Annotated in this window: 15 protein-coding genes and 1 riboswitch; of the genes, 4 read left to right on the forward strand and 11 right to left on the reverse strand. The window is 69.7% G+C overall.

What is annotated here, in order from left to right; genetic code table 11:
- The first annotated feature begins 85 nt into the window (after window positions 1-85).
- A complete protein-coding gene (locus tag BLR95_RS02065; RefSeq protein ID WP_092614604.1) occupies window positions 86-1,021 on the forward strand; it encodes a LysR family transcriptional regulator in 936 nt (311 codons plus the stop codon).
- Window positions 1,022-1,092: 71 nt separating this feature from the next.
- Here the strand turns inward: BLR95_RS02065 and hspQ are convergent, their stop codons facing one another.
- Window positions 1,093-1,503: a heat shock protein HspQ gene (gene hspQ, locus BLR95_RS02070; protein WP_092614606.1), complete on the reverse strand. Its 411-nt coding sequence runs from the start codon at window positions 1,501-1,503 to the stop codon at window positions 1,093-1,095.
- Window positions 1,504-1,670: 167 nt separating this feature from the next.
- Window positions 1,671-1,823: riboswitch (yybP-ykoY riboswitch) on the forward strand.
- Between the two features lie 29 nt (window positions 1,824-1,852).
- Between hspQ and BLR95_RS02075 the strand changes: the two genes are divergently transcribed.
- On the forward strand, window positions 1,853-2,128 hold the full coding sequence (locus BLR95_RS02075) for a TMEM165/GDT1 family protein (protein WP_092614609.1): 276 nt from the start codon (window positions 1,853-1,855) through the stop codon (window positions 2,126-2,128).
- Window positions 2,129-2,722: 594 nt separating this feature from the next.
- Here the strand turns inward: BLR95_RS02075 and atpC are convergent.
- From atpC to BLR95_RS02105, 6 genes are all read right to left on the reverse strand, one after another.
- On the reverse strand, window positions 2,723-3,124 hold the full coding sequence (gene atpC, locus BLR95_RS02080; protein ID WP_092614612.1) for an ATP synthase F1 subunit epsilon: 402 nt from the start codon (window positions 3,122-3,124) through the stop codon (window positions 2,723-2,725).
- A 99-nt stretch (window positions 3,125-3,223) separates the two neighbouring features.
- Complete coding sequence (gene atpD / locus BLR95_RS02085) at window positions 3,224-4,648, reverse strand: F0F1 ATP synthase subunit beta (protein WP_092614615.1); 1,425 nt, start codon at window positions 4,646-4,648, stop codon at window positions 3,224-3,226.
- Window positions 4,649-4,743: 95 nt separating this feature from the next.
- Window positions 4,744-5,631 (reverse strand): F0F1 ATP synthase subunit gamma, encoded by an 888-nt coding sequence (locus BLR95_RS02090; protein WP_092614618.1) that lies wholly within the window; start codon window positions 5,629-5,631, stop codon window positions 4,744-4,746.
- 128 nt (window positions 5,632-5,759) lie between these two features.
- Window positions 5,760-7,292 (reverse strand): F0F1 ATP synthase subunit alpha, encoded by a 1,533-nt coding sequence (gene atpA / locus BLR95_RS02095; protein WP_092614621.1) that lies wholly within the window; start codon window positions 7,290-7,292, stop codon window positions 5,760-5,762.
- On the reverse strand, window positions 7,292-7,852 hold the full coding sequence (locus BLR95_RS02100; RefSeq protein ID WP_092614624.1) for a F0F1 ATP synthase subunit delta: 561 nt from the start codon (window positions 7,850-7,852) through the stop codon (window positions 7,292-7,294). Before BLR95_RS02100 ends, atpA begins: the two co-directional genes overlap by 1 nt.
- Window positions 7,853-8,231: 379 nt before the next feature.
- The gene (locus BLR95_RS02105) at window positions 8,232-9,194 is read right to left on the reverse strand and encodes a tetratricopeptide repeat protein (protein WP_092614626.1); all 963 of its coding nucleotides are present in this window, start codon (window positions 9,192-9,194) and stop codon (window positions 8,232-8,234) included.
- Between the two features lie 387 nt (window positions 9,195-9,581).
- Between BLR95_RS02105 and BLR95_RS02110 the strand changes: the two genes are divergently transcribed.
- On the forward strand, window positions 9,582-10,181 hold the full coding sequence (locus tag BLR95_RS02110) for a pilus assembly protein N-terminal domain-containing protein (protein ID WP_176787531.1): 600 nt from the start codon (window positions 9,582-9,584) through the stop codon (window positions 10,179-10,181).
- 79 nt (window positions 10,182-10,260) lie between these two features.
- Here BLR95_RS02110 and BLR95_RS02115 read toward each other — a convergent pair whose 3' ends face one another.
- Entirely contained in the window at window positions 10,261-11,226 is a 966-nt protein-coding gene (locus BLR95_RS02115; protein WP_176787533.1) for a GGDEF domain-containing response regulator, read from the reverse strand.
- 257 nt (window positions 11,227-11,483) lie between these two features.
- Between BLR95_RS02115 and BLR95_RS02120 the strand changes: the two genes are divergently transcribed.
- The gene (locus tag BLR95_RS02120; RefSeq protein ID WP_176787535.1) at window positions 11,484-14,324 is read left to right on the forward strand and encodes a tetratricopeptide repeat protein; all 2,841 of its coding nucleotides are present in this window, start codon (window positions 11,484-11,486) and stop codon (window positions 14,322-14,324) included.
- A gap of 415 nt (window positions 14,325-14,739) precedes the next feature.
- On the opposite strand, the gene BLR95_RS02125 is transcribed toward BLR95_RS02120, so the two are convergent.
- The 3 genes from BLR95_RS02125 to thrC are packed head-to-tail and all read right to left on the reverse strand — an operon-like array spanning window position 14,740 to window position 18,711.
- A complete protein-coding gene (locus tag BLR95_RS02125) occupies window positions 14,740-16,017 on the reverse strand; it encodes a threonine ammonia-lyase (RefSeq protein ID WP_092614638.1) in 1,278 nt (425 codons plus the stop codon).
- Window positions 16,018-16,024: 7 nt separating this feature from the next.
- The gene (locus BLR95_RS02130) at window positions 16,025-17,305 is read right to left on the reverse strand and encodes a M16 family metallopeptidase (RefSeq protein ID WP_092614641.1); all 1,281 of its coding nucleotides are present in this window, start codon (window positions 17,303-17,305) and stop codon (window positions 16,025-16,027) included.
- Window positions 17,302-18,711: a threonine synthase gene (thrC, locus tag BLR95_RS02135; protein WP_092614644.1), complete on the reverse strand. Its 1,410-nt coding sequence runs from the start codon at window positions 18,709-18,711 to the stop codon at window positions 17,302-17,304. Before thrC ends, BLR95_RS02130 begins: the two co-directional genes overlap by 4 nt.
- Window positions 18,712-18,935: the final 224 nt, after the last annotated feature.

An 18,935-nucleotide genomic window follows, 5' to 3' on the forward strand; every position in this document is an offset into this window, starting at 1 on the left:
TGGAAGCGGTGTCGGAGAGCAGGGTAGGCTTGCCGGTTCATAACGGGAAGTTTATTGTTTTTATCCCAACAATAGACAAATGTTTATGGAGAGCCCCGCCGTGCACGCCACCCTTCAGCAGTTGCGCCTGTTCGAGGCGGTGGCCCGGCTGGGCAGCGTGACCCGCGCCGCGGCCGAGGTGCACCTGACCCAGCCGGCGGTGTCGATCCAGGTCAAGCGTCTGGAGGCCCAGGTCGGCATGCCGCTGCTGGAGAGCGTCGGGCGGACCCTGCGCCCGACCCCGGCCGGGCACGAGGTGCTGGCCGCCGGGCGCGACATCCTGGGCCGCATGGAAAGCCTGGAGGCGGCGCTGGACGGCCTGCGTGGCGACGTGGCGGGGCCCTTGCGGGTCGCCGCCGTGACCACCGCCAAGTACTTCATGCCCCACCTGATGGGCGCCTTCCTCAAGCGCCATCCCAAGGTGCGGCCGGTGCTGTCGGTGATCAACCGGGCCAATTTGTTGGAACGTCTGGCCGGGCAGCAGGACGACCTGTTCATTACCGGTCGGGTGCCCGGGGCCCTGCCGGTGGCGGCCGACCCCTTTCTCGACAACGTGATCGTCCCGGTGGCCCGGCCCGATCACCGGCTGGTTGGGCGGGCCCAGGTGCCGATGGCCGAGCTGGCCGCCGAGCGGATCCTCAAGCGGGAGCTGGGCTCGGGCACCCGCAGCGCGGTGGAGCAGGCCTTCGAGGCCGAGGGGCTGCGTCCGCCGCCGTTCATGGAGCTGGGCTCGGACGAGGCGATCAAGCAGGCGGTGATGGCCGGGCTGGGCATTGCCTGCCTGTCGACCCACTGCATCGCCGCCGAGGTGGCGGCCGGCCGGTTGGTGGCCTTGGATGTGGCGGGCTTTCCCCTGGTCCGCCAGTGGTTCGCGGTGCGCCGGGCGGGGCGTGCCCTGCCCGGGACCGCCTCGGCCTTTCTCGACTTCCTGCGTGATGAGGGGGCGGCGGTGCTGGGGGGCAAGGCCCGGCCGCCGGCCTGATCCAATGCGCTTGAATCAACGCCCTGGAATCAACGCCCTGGAATCAACGCCCTGGAATCAACGTCCTGGAATCAATGTCCCCGGTGCTCGGGGCGCGGCACGTAATGGCCGTCCCTCAGCCCTTCGAACAGCTTGCTGATGTCGGGGTGGCCGACCGGCCGGGGGTCCTTCTCGGGTAGCAGGTTCTGCTCGGAGACGTAGGCCTCGTAGGTGGTTTCGGCGTTCTCGGCCAGCAGGTGGTAGAACGGCTGGTCCTTGGCCGGCCGGATGTCAGCGGGAATGGACTCGTACCACTCGTCGGTGTTGGAAAACTCGGGGTCCACATCGACCACCACGCCCCGGAAGGGGTAGATGCGGTGGCGCACCACCTGACCGATGGCGAAGCGGGCCTGGCGGATCAAGGGGCCGTCGGCGCCGTCGATCGCGGCCCCGGCGGGCGGTGCGCCGGGCCGTTCCGGGCGCTGCGGATGTGGGTTGACCATGACGGGCGGTCCTCGTCGAACAGGGGTTTTCGCCGACGCCCCCTTTGTAAACCCAAACCATGCTCCTTCTCGGGCTCGATGGCAAGGCTGGAGCCGAAAGCCATGCTCTTCTGGCCGGCCAGGGGTTGACAGGGGGAGGGTCGACAGGGTACCCGACTGCTGCTCCGTAGGGGAGTAGCCGCTTCCGAGACAGGAAGGCCCGCGTCAACAGACTTGGCTTCGGCCATGGTGCGGGCAGCCCGAGACGGCCTGGCAAGACCTATGGCGTGCACCGTTGCGAGCCCGGGAGGGGACCGGCCGGCGGTGGCGCCATGCGTGTCGCGGCCGGGTCCCCCCTTGGAGAGTTCCCATGAAATACCTGTTGGCGGTGTTCGCCACCGTCTTCCTGGCCGAGCTGGGCGACAAGACGCAGTTCGCCACGCTGCTCTTTGCCACCGAAAAGCAGCAGCACCCCCTGTTGGTCTTCCTGGCCGCCTCCCTGGCCCTGATCGCCGCCACCGGGCTGGCGGTGGGACTGGGCGTGCTGGCCGAGCGCTACCTTGCCGCGCTGCCCCTGAAGCTGTTGGCCGGCCTGGGGTTCGTGGTCATCGGCGCGCTGACCATCCGGGCCCACTTCACCGGCTAGAGCCGAGAGCGAAAAATCGGAACCACTTGGTGCTTCCAGATTTTTCGCTCAAATCGGCTCTACATCTAAGATCGAGAGCAGATCGTGCGAAATCTGAAGCGCTCCGCGATTCAACTTTCGCACGATCTGCTCTAATACCAACCGGCGATGAGTAGGACTCATCGCGGTTTGGTATTAGTTGGGGGCTTTGCCCCCAAACCCCCACCGGGGAAGCAGGGCTTCCCCGGACCCCTCCATTCGTTGGTGAACAATCGTTGCCTCTGAGCGGGACGCGCCGTGGTTTTTGGTTGCAGGCCAGCTTTGCTGGCCTGCGAAAACAACCGGGGTATGGACACGCAGCCCCAAGATCGCCCAACTGTTCGGCTCGCTCAGCGATCAATGAATGGAGGGGGTCCGGGGGAGCCCCTGGCTCCCCCGGTGGGGTTTTAAAGGGGCAAAGCCCCTTTCATACGGACCTTTGGATGAGTTCATCTCATCGCGCCGGTTGGTATAAGCCGGGGAGGCGGGGATCGGGCACGAAAAACGCCCCCGGAAGACCTCCGGGGGCGTTTTTTGTCACCTGGCAAGCGGTCGGCGGGTGCGCCGACCCCCGGCTCAGTTGAGGGCGGCGGCCATGGCATTGACCACCGTCAGGGCGGCCTCGGCGGCGGCCTTCTCGGCCGGGGTCTCGGCTTCCTGCAGGCGATCCTCGGCGGCGCGGCGGCGCTCGGCGACCAGCTCCGAGGTGACCTCGGGCAGCGGCATGGCTTCCTCGGCCAGCAGGGTGCAGGTCTCGCCGTTCACCTCGCAGAAGCCGCCGGCGACGAAGATCCGCTCGCTGATGACGCCGGCGGTGTAGATGTCGATCACCCCCGGGCGCACGGTCGACAGCAGCGGCGCGTGACGGGGCAGGACGCCGAAGTTGCCTTCGCTGCCGGGGACCACCACCATCTCGACCGGTTCGGATTTGACCAGCCGGGCCGGCGAGACCAGTTCGAACTGGATGGTTTCTGCCATGGGTGTGCTCGCTGCCTATGCGCTTTCAAGGATGTCTGGTCGGTGCCCGGGCCTGGGACCCGGGCACCGACCGGTAGGGAAGAACAGGGCGAAAGGCCCTTACGCCGCCTCGGCGGCCATCTTCTTGGCCCGCTCCAGGGCGCCCTCGATGGAGCCCTGCATGTAGAAGGCCTGCTCGGGGATGTGGTCGTAATCGCCCTCGATGATGCCCTTGAAGCCCTTGATGGTGTCTTCCAGGCTGACCAGCACGCCCGGCGAGCCGGTGAACACCTCGGCGACGTGGAACGGCTGCGACAGGAAGCGCTGGATCTTGCGGGCCCGGGCGACGATCAGCTTGTCCTCTTCCGACAGCTCGTCCATGCCCAGGATGGCGATGATGTCCTGCAGCGACTTGTAGGTCTGCAGCACGCGCTGCACCTCGCGGGCCACCGTGTAGTGCTCCTGGCCGACCACGTTGGGGTCGAGCGCGCGCGAGGTGGAGTCGAGCGGGTCCACCGCCGGGTAGATGCCCAGCTCGGCGATCGAGCGGTTGAGCACGGTGGTGGCATCGAGGTGGGCGAACGAGGTCGCCGGGGCCGGGTCGGTCAGATCGTCGGCCGGCACGTAAATGGCCTGCACCGAGGTGATCGAGCCCTTCTTGGTCGAGGTGATGCGCTCCTGCAACTCGCCCATGTCGGTGGCCAGGGTCGGCTGGTAGCCCACCGCCGAGGGGATGCGGCCAAGCAGGGCCGACACTTCCGAACCGGCCTGGGTGAAGCGGAAGATGTTGTCGATGAAGAACAGGACGTCCTGGCCTTCCTCGTCGCGGAAGTACTCGGCCTGGGCCAGCCCGGACAGGGCGACGCGGGCACGGGCCCCCGGGGGCTCGTTCATCTGGCCGTAGACCAGGGCCACCTTGGAGTTGCCGCCCTTGAGGTCGATGACGCCGGCTTCCTGCATTTCGTGGTACAGGTCGTTGCCCTCGCGGGTCCGCTCGCCGACGCCGGCGAACACCGAGTAGCCGCCGTGGCCCTTGGCGATGTTGTTGATCAGCTCCTGGATCAGCACGGTCTTGCCGACGCCGGCGCCGCCGAACAGGCCGACCTTGCCGCCCTTGGTGTAGGGGGCCAAAAGGTCGATGACCTTGATGCCGGTGACCAGGATCTCGGTCGCCGTGGCCTGCTCGACGAAGGTCGGGGCCTCGCGGTGGATGGGCAGGGTCTTGGTGGTGTTGACCGGGCCGCGCTCGTCGATCGGCTCGCCGATCACGTTCATGATGCGGCCCAGCACCTCGGGCCCGACCGGCACCGAGATGGGGCTGCCGGTGTCGCTCACTTCCTGGCCACGGACCAGACCCTCGGTGCCGTCCATGGCGATGGTGCGCACGGTGTGCTCACCCAGGTGCAGAGCGACCTCGAGGACCAGCCGGCGGCCCTGGTTGTCGGTTTCCAGGGCGTTCAGGATGTCCGGCAGTTCGCCCTCGAACTTCACGTCCACAACGGCGCCCATAACCTGGGTGATGATGCCGACGTTGTTATTCGCCATGGGGTGCTCTCCTGTGGGCCTTGTCTTCGCGGGTTTGTCGAGGCGGCCGCGTGCGGTTGGTTGAACGATGGAAGGGGGGCGAAGGGGGCGCCGTGCTACAGCGCCTCGGCCCCGGAGATGATCTCGATCAGTTCCTTGGTGATGGCGGCCTGACGGGTCCGGTTGTAGGTCAGGGTCAGGCCGTCGATCATGTCGCCGGCGTTGCGGGTGGCGCTGTCCATGGCGGTCATCCGCGCGCCCTGCTCGGAGGCATCGCTTTCCAGGAGGGCGGCGAACAGCTGCATGGCCACGTTGCGCGGCAGCAGGTCCTTGAGGATGCCTTCCTCGCTGGGCTCGTAATCATAGAGCGCGCCGCCTGCCCCCTGCGGGGTGCCCTCAGCGTCCTGGGGCACCGGGAAGGGGATGATCTGCCGGGGCGTGACCACCTGGGTCATGGCCGACTGGAACTTGTTGAAGATGATGGTGCAGACGTCGAACTCGCCGGCCTCGAACATGGTCAGCAGGCGCTCGGCGACCTGGTTGGCCTCGGCGTAGGTGATGCCGCGCCGGCCCAGACCCTCGAAGGAATCGACGATCAGGTTCTTGTAGTCGCGTCTCAGAAGATCGCGGCCCTTGCGGCCGACGCACAGCAGCTTGACCTCCTTGCCCTGGGCTTTCAGGGCCTGGATCTGCCGCCGCGCCTCGCGCACCGGGTTGCCGTTGAAGCCGCCGCACAGACCGCGGTTGGCGGTCAGCACGACCAGCAGGTGAACATCGTCCTTGCCGGTGCCGGCCAGCAGCGGCGGCGACCCGGCCGCACCCTGGGTGCTGGCGGCCAGGTTGCCGAGCATGCGCTGCATGCGCTCGGCGTAGGGACGGCTGGCCTCGGCCGCTTCCTGGGCACGGCGCAGCTTGGAGGCGGCAACCATCTTCATGGCCGACGTGATCTTGCGCGTCGACTTCACCGAATTGATGCGGTTGCGCAGGTCCTTGAGGCTAGCCATGGGGTGTCTTCAAACCCTTTGCTCGACGTGTCTGGCGCTGTCGCCGGTCGGGAACGGCCCCGGCCTTGATCGGGGCCGTTCGGATGGCCGGGCGCCCGTGGCGGGGCCCGGCCGGCGCGTGCGTGCGGTTAGACGAACTTCTTGGCGAAGCTCTCGAGGAAGCTCTTCAGCTTTTCCTCGGTCTCGTCGGTCAGCTTCTTCTCGGTGCGGATCGACTCCAGGATGTCGGCCCCGGAATTGTGAAGCTCGCTCAGCATGGCGGCCTCGTAGCGGGTCACCTCGTTGGCCTTCAGCTTGTCGAGGTAGCCGCGGGTGCCGGCGTAGATGGACACCACCTGCTCCTCCACCGCCAGCGGGCTGAACTGCGGCTGCTTCAGAAGCTCGGTCAGGCGCTCGCCACGGGCCAGCAGCTTCTGGGTGGCCGGGTCGAGGTCGGAGGCGAACTGGGCGAAGGCGGCCATTTCGCGGTACTGGGCCAGCTCCAGCTTGATGGCGCCGGCGACCTGCTTCATGGCCTTGATCTGGGCCGCGGAACCGACACGGCTGACCGACAGGCCGACGTTCACCGCCGGGCGGATGCCCTTGTAGAAGAGGTCGGTCTCCAGGAAGATCTGGCCGTCGGTGATCGAGATGACGTTGGTCGGGATGTAGGCCGACACGTCGTTGGCCTGGGTTTCGATGACCGGCAGCGCGGTCAGCGAGCCCGACTTGTGGTCCTCGTTCAGCTTGGCGGCCCGCTCGAGCAGGCGCGAGTGCAGATAGAACACGTCGCCCGGGAAGGCCTCGCGCCCCGGCGGACGGCGCAGCAGCAGCGACATCTGGCGATAGGCCACGGCCTGCTTGGTCAGGTCGTCATAGAAGATGGCGGCATGCATGCCGTTGTCGCGGAAGTACTCGCCCATGGCGCAGGCGGCGTAGGGGGCGAGGAACTGCATCGGCGCCGGGTCCGAGGCGGTGGCGGCAACAACGATGGTGTAGTCGAGCGCCCCGCGGTCGGCCAGGGTCTTCACCACCTGGGCCACGGTCGAGCGCTTCTGGCCGACGGCGCAATAGATGCAGTAGAGCTTCTCGCTCTCGTCCTTGGCCTTGGCGTTCACATCCTTCTGGTTGAGGATGGTGTCGAGGATCACCGCGGTCTTGCCGGTCTGGCGGTCGCCGATGATCAGCTCGCGCTGGCCGCGGCCGATGGGGATCAGGGCGTCGATGGCCTTGATGCCGGTCTGCACCGGCTCGTGCACCGACTTCCTGGGAATGATGCCCGGCGCCTTGACGTCGGCCCGGCGGCGCTCGGCGGCCTCGACCTCGCCCTTGCCGTCGATCGGGGTGCCCAGGGCGTCGACCACGCGGCCCAGCAGGCCCGGGCCGACCGGCACGTCGACGATGGCGTTGGTGCGCTTGACGGTGTCGCCTTCCTTGATGCCGGCGGTCTGGCCGAAGATCACCACGCCGACGTTGTCGGTTTCAAGGTTCAGCGCCATGCCCCGGATGCCGCCCGGGAACTCGACCATCTCGCCGGCCTGGACGTTGTCGAGGCCGTGGATGCGGGCGATGCCGTCGCCGACCGCCAGCACCCGACCGACTTCGGCGGCTTCGGCCTCAGTGCCGAAACTGGCGATCTGCTCCTTGAGGATCGCGGAAATTTCCGCAGCCCGGATCTCCATCAGCCAACCCCTTTCATGGCCAGTTGCAAGCGCGCAAGCTTGCTCTGAATAGAACTGTCGACCATACGCGAGCCGACCTGGACGATGAGCCCGCCGAGAAGGGTCGGATCGACCTTCGGCAGCACCGTCACGTCATGGCCCATGGCCTGTTTGAGTGCCGCCTTGAGGGCCGCCGTCTGCGGCTCGCTCAAGGGGGCGGCGGAAGTCACCTCGGCCGTGATTTCGCCCCGACGGGCGGCCAGGTGTTCGAGAAAAGCCTTGATCATGCCGGGCAGGACGTGCAGGCGCCTCTGCCGGGCGACGACGCCAAGGAAGTTGCCGACCAGCGGGTGGGCCTCGGCCCTGGTGGCCAGGGCGTGCATGGCCTCGGCCTGGTCTTCGCGGCTCAGGGCCGGCGAGGTCAGGAAGCGCCGAAGGTCGGCACTGTCCTCGATCATGCGGCCGAAATCCTTCAGGTCGCCGGCCACCCGGTCAAGCTGACCCTGCTCCTCGGCCAGGTCGTAGAGGGCCAAGGCGTAGCGCCGGGCAACCTCGGACAAGCCTGCGGTATGGGATGCCACCGATATAATCCCCAGTACTGGCGGCCGCGACCACCCCGCACCAACGGCGCGGATGGCGCCGGTCGGCGGAAGCGGCCGGATCGGCCCTTGAAACACACGGAGCGGCGCGCCATTCCGGCGGCGCCATCGGCCCCTGACAAAGCCGCCTCTTGATATAAGAGGCGGCTGCCCGGTGCCCCCGTCTCGGATGACTGCTCGGTCGTTGTGGAGGCCCCGACCCGCCTTTCCGCGCTCTGCCGCCTTAGGGCGTAAGCGCTTGGAAAGGCACGAAGATACCCCACGCCCCCAGGCCCTCCCCGGGCGCGCGACAGCTAGTTAGCACAAAGCGGCGCGGCTGTGCAAGCGGCCTTGAGCAGGCTTGTCGGGGTGCCGGGGTGGCTCAGTCGGTGGCCTTGGCCGGTGTTTTGGCGGGGCTGTCGCCCGACAGGTCATCGGGCGTGTCGTCCGCCAGATCGTCCACCATGTCGTCGCGCGCCGGGCCGAGGTTGAGTGTCGGGGCCGGGCGGCTGCGTTCGGCCAGGCCCTTATAGAAGTGGATGTTCTGGTTGGCCATGTCGCGCGGCAGGTCGGTCAGGACCAGGGCCCGGGCGGCCCCGGCATCGCCCTTCAGGGCCATCAACAGGGCCAGGTTCTGACGCAGCTGGGGCGAGGCGCCCAGCTCCCCCGAGGCCTGTTCGAGCAGCCTGATGGCGGTGTCCAGCTCGCCCGACTGGGCCAGCGACAGGGCGTAGTTGTTGATCACTTCCGGGGTGTCGCCGTTCAGGGCCAGGGCGATCTGGTAATGCTCCTGGGCTCGGTCATGGTGGCCCAGGTAGTCCTCGCAGACGCCCATCGCCGAGTGCAACTCCCAGTCCGCCCCGTCGCCCCTCTGGGCAACGCTTTCCAGCACGGCCAGGGCGCGTTGTGGGCGGTTCATGGCCAGCAGCAGCTTGCCTTCCTCGGCCCGCACCTCGGCGTGGGCGGCGCTTTCCGGCGGCAGTCCGGCCAGCACCCGGTGGCCCAGCTCGGCCTCGCCGCTGTAGCGCAGGGCCCGGGCCAGGCGCAGGGCGAGGGCCTGATTCTCGGGGCTGCGCGCCTGCAGGGTGCTGAGATAGCGGACCGCGGCCTGCCAGTCGTTGTTGCGTTCCGCCTCGGTCGCCGCCTCGCGCAGCGACGGCTCCATCATGTCGATCAGCCCCTGGCGGACCGGCGAGGCGCCGTTGCCCTCGGGCAGCGGCTCGTCGAACTGGGTGGTCTGGCAGGCGCCGAGCAGCAGCGGGACCGTCAACACCAGGGCCAGATGGCCGGCGCGCCGGCGCGGCCGGGGGTGCCGGTGGGGCAGCGGGGCGAAGTGGCGCGCCATGAGGGGCCCTCTCGTGCGCTGGGTGAGGCAAGAATCGCGCGGGTCAATTCGGTTCCACGTTATTTATAGGCTTCCGCCGGGCCGGCGACAAGCGCCCGCGTGGTCAACGCAATGTCGGAGATTTTCTGAAAATCGAGTTGAAAATCCGCATTCTCGCCTCTGTCTTGACGTTGCCGGGTGGGGGTGGCTGGTGTACCCTTGCCAATAATGGCGGCTCCGGGAGCGCGGGGTCCCACCTGTTTTGTTGACGGTCCCGCGCGCGCCGCTTGGCGCCACATCATCAGGCCGCTCGGCCAGGGCTTAAGGTGGAAGGATGGCGGCATGATCCTCAGGCCGGAACAACACGGGCGCGGGGCGCGGAAGCAACACGGGCGCGGGGCGCGAACGGTGGCGTCCGTTGCGCTGGGGCGTCTGACCTGGATGCTGGCCGCCCTGCTGCTGCTGGCCACCCTGCTCGCCGCCCTGCCGGCGCGGGCCGAGGAGACCCTGCGCATCGAGGTGGGCAAGCTGGAAATCCTCCGGCTGCGCCAGCCGGCCGGCACGGTGATCGCCACCAACCCGGGGATCATCGACGTGGCGGTGGAAAAGCCGACCCTGGTCTTTCTGTTCGGCGCCCAGCCCGGCGAGACCGAACTGCTGATCATGAACGGCGACTACGAGGAGATCTACCACACCACCGTGGTCGTGGTGCGGCCCAAGGAGCGTCACGTCAGCATCCAGCGGGGGCCGGACCAACAGGCCCACTTCAGCTGCAATCCCGAGTGCCTGCCGGTGGCCGCCCCCAGCGATGGGGTTGGCGAGAGTGCCGGCGGCGATGCCAACGGCGGCGGTGGCGCGGCCGCGGGCGGCGACAGTCAGCCGAAGGTGCCGGCGCCGCCGGGGGCGGCGGTTGATCTGGGAGGCGCCAACGCCACCGAGACCTCGGACACGGTGCGCGAGCAGGATACCAGCGAGGAACCGCCGGTGGCCACGGTGGTCGAGGAGTAGGGGCGGCCCACAAGGCCGGCGGGTCGCCGCCGTGTCGCCGCATCGGCCCCGGCTGGGGGCGCGGCGCCCAGGTGGCGGCTCAGCCGTTGGCCGCCGGGTTGGTCCCGGCGGTGTCTTCCGGCGGCTCGATGCGGGCCACCTCGACGCGGCTTTCGCGGTCCAGGATCTCTTCCGCCGACAGGGAGCCGACGGGATAGTTCAGCACACTGACCAGATAGGCCGGGGCGATGGTCCCCTGGGCGGTTTCCAGGCGGATCGCCGACAGCCCCTCGACCAGCCGCTCGATCACCGGGCGGCAGGTGTCCCAGGCGGTGTTGTGCAGCAGCAGGCAGAACTCGTCGCCTTCCAGGCGGGCCACCACGTCGCTCTGGCGGTGCACCCGGCCGGCCACCTCGGCGGTCATCCTGAGCACCCGCAAGAGGGCGAAATAGCCGTGCCGGGCGTAGATGCCGCCGATGTTGGTCAGCCGGATGAAGACCAGGGCGCCGCTGACCTCGGTGCGCACCATCTGGGCCAGGATCAGCCGGAACCCCCATTCGAAGGCGCTGCGGTTCAGAACCCCGGTGCCACGGTCCAGGCCGCCGCCGTGGGCCAATTCCTCGTCCAGGGCGAGCAGGCGGACCGCGGTGACGATCCTCAGCTTGAACTCGATGGCGTTGAAGGGCTTCGACATATAGTCGTCGGCCCCGGCGTCCAGGGCGTCGAGCAGGGTGTCCTTGTCGGCCCGGGCCGAGTAGAACATCACATAGACATAGCGCGGCAATTGCAGGGCTCGGACGCGCCGGGTCAACTCGGGGCCGCTCATCCCCGGCAGGTCGACATCGGTGATGACCAGTCGGAAGCTGCTCACCTTCAGCCATTCCAGCGCCGCCTTGCCCGAGGTCTCGGTCTGCACCTCGAAGCCCCAGCGCTCCAGCCGCGAGCGCACGATGCGCGCGAACAGGGGGTCGCGATCAACCACCAGTACCCGCACCGGCCCCGAACTGGCGGTGGCGTTGAAGATCAGATGCTCTTCCGCGCTGTCGTGGGTGGTGGGCTCTCTCATGGCCGGGCGGATACCGTGCTGGAGCTTAGGGGAGGGGGTGTGACCGGGCACACCAAAGAGCCACCCGTCCGGGCCCTGGCAGGTTGCCCGGAATGGGCGCATGGATCAGACTATAGCACCGAGGACCCCGGCCAGCCAGAGGCAGCGTCTTGTGGCCGGCGTGGGGCGATCCGAGGCCAGCGTGGATGGGAATGGGGCTGATGGCGAGGCGGGCGAAAGCGGCATCGGGCGTGGGGGCGGGGCGATGGGCCCTGGCCATGGGACTGGCCATCCTGCTGCTGGCGGCGCCGGCACTGGCCCAGGAAAGCTCCTCGGGCGGCGCGCCGCCCGAGCCGGCGGACGGCTCCTCGGCCAGCGACCGGGGCGACAGCGGCGCCGCGCCGGCCGACGGCGCCACGCCCGACCCGGCGGACGGGCCGTCCCCGGCCGAGGCGCCGGCGGCCGACGACACCCCCCGACCGGCCGGGGCGCCGGCCGACGCGGTGCGCCCCGACGATGCCGAACAGGCCCGCCGCGAAGCCGCCTTCGCCGCCATGCTTGAGCAGGCCGACAAGCGCAAGGCCCTGGAAGCCGAGGCCCGCAAGGCCGGGGCCGGCGGCATGTACCGGCTGGCCCGGCGCTACGAGGACGGCGAGGGGGTGACCGCCAACGACACCTTGGCCTGGTCGTGGTACCAGCGGGCCGCCGACTCCGGCCACGTCGAGGCCATGGTCCGGGTGGCCGAGTTCTTCGAGACCGGTCGCGGCGTGCCGCAAAGCTTCAACGACGCCTACACCTGGTTCGAGAAGGCGGCCGAAAAGGGCCATCCGGTGGCCATGGGCAAGACCGGCGAACTGCTGCTCGAGGGGCGCGGCGTGACGCGCGACATCTCGGCCGCCGAATCCTGGCTGCGCAAGGCGGTGGTGGCCGGCGACAGCGAGGCCCAGTTCATCGTCGCCGAGCTGGTCGACAAGGGGGTGATGGAGCCGGTGCCGCTGCCCGGCGAAACCGACCCCGAGGACCCCAAGGCACGGCGCGTGCTGGCCCTGGTGCGCCACGTCGCCGGCCTGCCGCCCCTGCCGCCGCGTCCCGAGGAGATGGCCCGGCCGGGCCCCAATGGGGCCGGCGGGACCGGCCGGGACGGCGACCCGGCCCAGGGTGAGGCCGACGACCCGACCCTTGGCATGATCCCCATCGCGCCGGGCCAGTACACCTTCGAACTGGGCGAGCCGATGCGCATCCTGGCCCTGGAGCCCGAGAGCGACAGCGGCTTCAGCTTCAGCCGCGACCTGCTGGAGCCCCTCGACCCGGCGCTCTATGCGGTTGCCGGGGGCGGGAAAACCGAGGACGGAAAGGCTGAAGACGGCAAGGCGGTGCCGCTGGACAGGCGCCCGGCCTGGCTGGTCTACCTGCCCCGGGCCCGGCTGTGGCTGCCCGAGGGCGAGGTCAGCCTGCGCCTGGGCACCATCCTGCTGCGCGTCGTCGACCTGGGCCAGGGCCGCTGGCTGATGGAGCCCCGCATCCCCACCCGCTTCGAGATCCACCACGCGGAAAGCAACCTCGGCGTGGTGGTGCGCTGGGCCAGCGACGCCGTGCGTCTGGTCTGGTCGGAGGACCTGGGCACCTTCAGCGCTGCCGACTACCTGCTCGACGGCCTGCAGATGGACGTGCTGGATGGCGCCGTGGCCTTCAGCATCAGCCATGTCGAGGGCGGCGGCGCGGTGCTGCCCCGGGCCGGTGGCAAGCCGGACGACCCGCTCGGTGTGCTCTACGACTACCAGGAAGACTTCGAGATGAGCGGCCTTCGGCTGCGCTTCCGCGATTCCCTGGCCAACCCGGATTCCACCCCGTCGGTGGAAATGGTGCTGGGCCGGATCACCTCCGAGTCGCGGGCGCGCGGCATGGCGCTGGGGCGGCTGGTCGATCTGGCCCGCGAGCTGGGCATCGACCTCTATCGCCAGGAGTACAACCCGGAACGCCTGCTGGCCCGCCTGGGCGAGCCGATCAGCCTGCCGCTGATGGCCGAAAGCGGGATGGCCGACTTCGTCCTCCACGACCTGTCGGTGGACGACCACCGCAAGGACATGCACTTCCACCTGGGTCGTCTGGGCAGCAAGGTCACCTACCTCAGCGCCCGCGCCCCCGATGCCGCCGAACTGGCCGAGCCCACCCCCCTGCCGGCGGAAACCGACCAGCCGATGAACCTGGAGCAGTTGCCCCAGCAGGCCCCCGAGGCGGTCGGGCAGACCGACGAACCCGCACCGCTCGACCCCGGGCAGTCGCGCTTCGGGATGGGCTTTGAAATGACCGGTCTGGTCCTCCCCGAGCCGGGCGAGGAGGTCGACCCCGAGGAACGGCGGACCTGGGAAAACGCCCTCGCCCTGGCGCCCGACCGGGTGGCGGTGGAACTGGGCTTCGACCGGGTGCCCGAGGAAGCCCTGGTCAACGGCATGGTCGAGGAAATGCGCCAACTGGGGGTCGATCTCAGCGGCCTCGATCCGGCCCAGGACCCGGTCGCCGCGGCCGAGTTGGAACGCCGCGTGCTGGAAGCCTTCGGCAACCTCGTCGAGGCCGCCATGACCTCGCCGGTGCGCCTGGACGTGCGCGAGGTGGCCTACCTCAACGACCTCTTCGGCCTGTCGGTCAGCGGCGAGGTGGAGCCGGTGCTGACCGATCCCGAGAGCAGCCCCGCGCCGACCCCGCCGGACGACGGGCCGATGGCCATGGGCCCGGAACTCGACATGCTGGGCCTCGACGGCGCGGCGGCGCGCGGCTACCTGACCCTGCGCGTGCGCGGCTTCGAGGCCCTCATCGCCGCCGCCATCAAGACCGCCGGGCCGATGGCCGGCATGATGCTCGGCATGCCCCCGGCCATGGGCCAGATGCCGCCCGATGGCAGCGCCCAGGTGGAGGCGGACATCGCCCAACAGGCCGCCCTGCTGGAACTGGTCGGCCGCCTGCGCGATCTGGCCGAGATCGACAGCGACCCCCAAGGCCGCGAGGTGCTGATCTACACCTTCGCCTTCGGCCCCGAACACCAGCCGGTAATCAATGGCCGCCTGATGGAGGAAGTGGTGGAAATGCTCACCCCACCCCAGGCCACCCTGCAGGAACAGTAGACACCGATACCGACACGGGATCGGGGGCGTTGCTCTCCGACTTCAACAAGGGGGCTTTGCCCCCTAACCCCCACCGGGGGATCGAAGGCGATCCCCCGGACCCCCTCCATTTCGTTGGAGCGGAACGCAGGGGTAGGGTCAAATGCAGATGGTGTTTGGGTGCAGGCCAGCTTTGCTGGCCTGCGGAACCAACAAACCGACTCCACACACGTCATGTATTCCGTGGTCCGTTTTTTGGTTGCAGGCCGGCAAGGCCGGCCTGCCTAAACCCCCCCGTCCAACATCACGCACGGCCGACGACCCGACCTCGAAAGAGTCATGGCGGGGGTCCGGGGGACCCCCAGGGTCCCCCGGCGGGGTTCAAAGGGGCAGCGCCCCTTTGCGCGGCGCCCGTTTGCGTCCTGTGCTGCCCGGGTCAGACGGCGGTATCGATCAGGCGGGGGGTATAGCCGGCTTCTTCCAGGGCTGTGAGGAGGGCGGTGAGTTGGGGCCGGTCGCGGGTTTCGACCACCACTTCAAGGCCGGTGACCTTGGCCGGGGCGTGGCTGAACACGCGCTGGTGGCTGACTTCCACGATGTTGCCGCCGTGGGCCCCGATAAGGGCGGTGACGCGGCCCAGTTCGCCGGCCATGTCGGCCAGGTCGAGGCGCAGGCGGGCGAGGCGGCCCTGGCGCACCAGGTCGCGCATGAGGACGCCGGCGAGCAGGCGGGTATCGATGTTGCCGCCGGACAGCACCAGCCCGACCCGTTGGCCGGCGAAGCGCTGGGGGGCGTCGAGCAGGGCGGCCAGGGGGGCGGCGCCGGCCCCTTCGACCACCGTCTTTTCGACCGTCAGCAGCAGGGCCAGGGCCTGTTCGATGCGGTCCTCGGAGACCGTCACCATGTCGTCGACCAGGTCGCGGACCAGTTGGCGGGTGAGATGCCCGGGGGCTTTCACGGCGATGCCCTCGGCGATGGTCGCGGCGGCCGGGCCGGGGGGCAGGCCGGGGCCGGGGTCGCGGCCGTGGAACAGCTCGACCATGGCCGGGTAGAGGGCGCTTTGCACGCCGATCAGCCGGATGTCCGGCCGGCGCGCCTTCAGGGCCAGGGCCATGCCGCCGATCAGCCCGCCGCCACCGACGGGGACGATCAGCGCGTCCAGTTCCGGCGCCGCGTCGAGTATTTCCAGCGCCACCGTGCCCTGGCCGGCGATCACCAGCGGGTCGTCGTAGGGGTGGATGAAGGTCAGCCCCTCGGCCCGGGTGCGTGCCTCGGCGTGGGCGGCGGCCTCGGCCAGGCCGTCGCCGACCAGCTCGACGTGGGCCCCCAGGGCCTCGGTGTGCTCGACCTTCACGAAGGGGGTGGTGCGCGGCATGACGATGGTTGCCGGGATGCCCAGGCGCTGGGCGTGGCGGGCGACGCCCTGGGCGTGGTTGCCGGCCGACATGGCGATGACGCCCCGGCTGCGCTGCTCGGGTGAGAGGGCGAGCAGGCGGTTGAGCGCCCCGCGCTCCTTGAAGGAGGCGGTGAAGCGATGGTTCTCGAATTTCAGGATGACCTCGGCGCCGGTGATGCGGCTCAGGGTTTCCGAGGGCAGGGTGGGGGTGGGCGGCAGGTCGGCGGCCAGCGCCTGGGCGGCGGCGGCCACGTCCCCAGCGGTGGGCAGAGTGGTGGGCGGGGCGGTGGGCGGCTCGGTGGGTGGGGTGTCGACCATCGCAGGCTCAGGCGGCCAACCGGGCCATCAGGTCGGCGTGGGCGGGCACCGTGCCGAGCGGCCCGAGCGCGGCCAGGGTGGGGGTGGCGGCGAGCAGGCGGCGGGTCAGCCGGTCGAGATCGGCGGCGCTCACCGCCTCGATGCGCTCGACGCTTTCGGCCAGCGGGATGGGGCGGCCGAAGATGGCCACCTGCCGGGCGATCTGCTCGCAGCGCCCGGCCGGGCCTTCCTGGCCCATCAGCAGGCCGGCCTTCATCTGCGCCTTGGCGCGGGCCAGCTCGGGGCCGCTGATGGTGCCCGGCAGGCGGGCGGTTTCCGAGATCATCAGGTCGAGCACCTGACCGGCCTCCTCCGGGCTGGTGCCGGCGTAGAGGGTCATCAGGCCGCCGTCGGTCCACGAGCTGGGGTAGGCGTGCACCGCGTAGGCCAGCCCGCGCACCTCGCGGATTTCCTGGAACAGCCGCGACGACATGCCGCCGCCGAGCAGGGTGGCGAGCACCGACAGGGCGTAATAGTCGGGGTCGTCGTAGGCCACCCCGGGGAAGCCCAGGACCAGTTGCACCTGCTCGACGTCGCGCCCCTCGCGGTGTTCGCCGCCCTGGTAGCGGGCCGGTTCGGGGGCGCTGGCGCCGGGGCGTCCGGGCAGGTCGGTGAACAGCGCGCCGACCCGGGCCAGCAGGTCGTCATGGTCGAGCGGCCCGGCGGCGGCGATGACCAGCCGCTCCGGGGCATAGGTGGTGGCGAGGTAGCCCACCAGATCGTCGCGGGTCATCGCCCTGACGGTGGCCTCGCTGCCCAGCACCGGGCGGCCCATGGCCTGGGCCGGGTAGGCGGCGGCCTGGAAGTGGTCGAAGACGATGTCGTCCGGGGTGTCGATGGACTGCCAGATTTCCTGCACCACCACCGACTGCTCGCGGGCCAGCTCCTGGGGATCGAACACCGAGTGCTGGACGATGTCGGCCAGGATGTCGAGCCCCAGGCCCAGGTCCTCCTTCAGTACCCGGGCGTGGAAGGCGGTGGTCTCGCGGCCGGTGTAGGCGTTGAGGATGCCGCCGACGTCCTCGATCTCCTCGGCGATGCGGGCGGCGCTGCGCCGTTTGGTGCCCTTGAAGGCCATGTGCTCGATGAGGTGCGAGATGCCGTTGAGGTGGGCCGGTTCGTGGCGCGTGCCGACCGAGGCCCAGACCCCGAGGGCCACCGAGTCGGCCCACGGCAACTCCTGGCTGACCACGCGCAGGCCGCTGGCCAGGGTGGTCAGGCGGGGGGGCGGCAGAAGGGCGCTGCTCATGGGGTGCCTCCGGCGCCCAGGGCGGCGCGGATGTGGCTCTTCAGCGCCGCCAGATCGTTGCCCAGCACGTCCAGGCGCTCCGGCCTGTCCATCAGGGCGGCGAGGCGTGGCGGGGCGGCGGGAGTCCGTCCGGCGGCGGCGGTCACCGCGTCGGGGAACTTGGCCGGGTGGGCGGTGGCCAGGGCGACCATGGGGATGGCCGGGTCGCGCCGTTTGGCCCGTGCGGCGGCGACCCCGATGGCGCTGTGCGGGTCGAGCAGCGGGCCGCCGGCCTCGACCATCTCACGGATCACCGCCGAGGTTTCGGCGTCGTCGCGGCGGTGGCCGTCCATGGTGGTCTTCAGGCGGGCGAAGGCGTCCTCTGGCACCGTGTAGCGGCCTGATTGCTCGAAGCCGGCCATCAGGGCGCGCACCCGGGCCGGGTCGCGCTCCACCAGCTCGAACAGCAGGCGCTCGAAGTTGGAACTGACCTGGATGTCCATGCTCGGCGACAGGGTGGGCACGACCTGGCGCTTGGCCATCTCGCCGCTTTCAAGGAAGCGATAGAGAATGTCGTTGGCGTTGGAGCCGACCACCAACTGGCTGACCGGCAGGCCCATGCGCCGCGCCACCTCGCCGGCGAAGACGTTGCCGAAGTTGCCGGTCGGCACGGCGAAGGCGGTCTGGCGGCCCTGGGCGGCGCCCAGGTGCACCCCGGCCCACACGTAGTAGGCCGTCTGGGCGACGATGCGGGCCCAGTTGATGGAGTTGACGGCGCCCAGGGAAACCTCGTCGCGGAAGGCGTGGTCGGCGAACAGCGCCTTGACCAGGGCCTGACAGTCGTCGAACGTGCCCTCCACCGCGATGTTGTGGACGTTGGGGCTGTCCACGGTGGTCATCTGGCGGCGCTGCACCTCCGACACCCGGCCCTTGGGGTGAAGGATGAAGATGTCGATGGCGGCCTTGTCGCGGCACGCCTCGATGGCCGCCGAGCCGGTGTCGCCCGAGGTCGCGCCGACGATGGTCAGCCGCCGCCCGCGCTTGGTCAAAACGTGGTCGAACAGCCGCCCCAGGACCTGCATGGCGTAGTCCTTGAAGGCCAGGGTGGGGCCGTGGAACAACTCCATAAGCCACAGGTTGGGGCCGATCAGCGACAGCGGCGCCACCGCCGGATGGGCGAAGGGCTGGTAGGCGGCGGCGATCAGGTCGGCCAGCTCGGCCTCGCCCAGTTCGGGGGCGGTGAAGGGGGCGAGCACCCGGGTCGCCACCTCGGGGTAGCTTTTGCCCTCAAGGCCCTTGAGGTCGGCCGCCCCCAGGGTGGGCCAGCTTTCCGGCAGGTAGAGACCGCCGTCCGGGGCCAGGCCGCCGAGCAGCACATCCTCGAAACCGCACGCCGGGGCCTCGCCCCGGGTCGACAGATAGCGCACGCGCGTTGTTCCTCTTGCTCTATGAAGAGTGACCTTCAAAAAAATCCGGCGCCACCCTACTCCCGGCGCCGGTCCGCCGGCAACCGCGCCGTGAGGGCAGGGCGGCGCCGTCTTGCAATCGGTGGGCGGGGGGGCTATAACGCCGCCTCCGCCTGTCCCGGCGGGCTTTTGTCGTGCGCGCTATGTGATCTTGCGATCGGCCGTCGGCAAGGGTCTTCCAAAGG

This window comes from Roseospirillum parvum (assembly GCF_900100455.1).
In the GTDB taxonomy this organism is placed as follows: Bacteria; Pseudomonadota; Alphaproteobacteria; order Rhodospirillales; family Rhodospirillaceae; genus Roseospirillum; species Roseospirillum parvum.

Bases quoted from the DNA above. Each gene is read 5' to 3' on its own strand.
- BLR95_RS02065 (WP_092614604.1), top strand. From the start codon at position 86: ATGGAGAGCCCCGCCGTGCACGCCACCCTTCAGCAGTTGCGCCTGTTC.
- hspQ (WP_092614606.1), bottom strand. From the start codon at position 1,503: ATGGTCAACCCACATCCGCAGCGCCCGGAACGGCCCGGCGCACCGCCC.
- BLR95_RS02075 (WP_092614609.1), top strand. From the start codon at position 1,853: ATGAAATACCTGTTGGCGGTGTTCGCCACCGTCTTCCTGGCCGAGCTG.
- atpC (WP_092614612.1), bottom strand. From the start codon at position 3,124: ATGGCAGAAACCATCCAGTTCGAACTGGTCTCGCCGGCCCGGCTGGTC.
- atpD (WP_092614615.1), bottom strand. From the start codon at position 4,648: ATGGCGAATAACAACGTCGGCATCATCACCCAGGTTATGGGCGCCGTT.
- BLR95_RS02090 (WP_092614618.1), bottom strand. From the start codon at position 5,631: ATGGCTAGCCTCAAGGACCTGCGCAACCGCATCAATTCGGTGAAGTCG.
- atpA (WP_092614621.1), bottom strand. From the start codon at position 7,292: ATGGAGATCCGGGCTGCGGAAATTTCCGCGATCCTCAAGGAGCAGATC.
- BLR95_RS02105 (WP_092614626.1), bottom strand. From the start codon at position 9,194: ATGGCGCGCCACTTCGCCCCGCTGCCCCACCGGCACCCCCGGCCGCGC.
- BLR95_RS02115 (WP_176787533.1), bottom strand. From the start codon at position 11,226: ATGAGAGAGCCCACCACCCACGACAGCGCGGAAGAGCATCTGATCTTC.
- BLR95_RS02120 (WP_176787535.1), top strand. From the start codon at position 11,484: ATGGGACTGGCCATCCTGCTGCTGGCGGCGCCGGCACTGGCCCAGGAA.
- BLR95_RS02125 (WP_092614638.1), bottom strand. From the start codon at position 16,017: ATGGTCGACACCCCACCCACCGAGCCGCCCACCGCCCCGCCCACCACT.
- BLR95_RS02130 (WP_092614641.1), bottom strand. From the start codon at position 17,305: ATGAGCAGCGCCCTTCTGCCGCCCCCCCGCCTGACCACCCTGGCCAGC.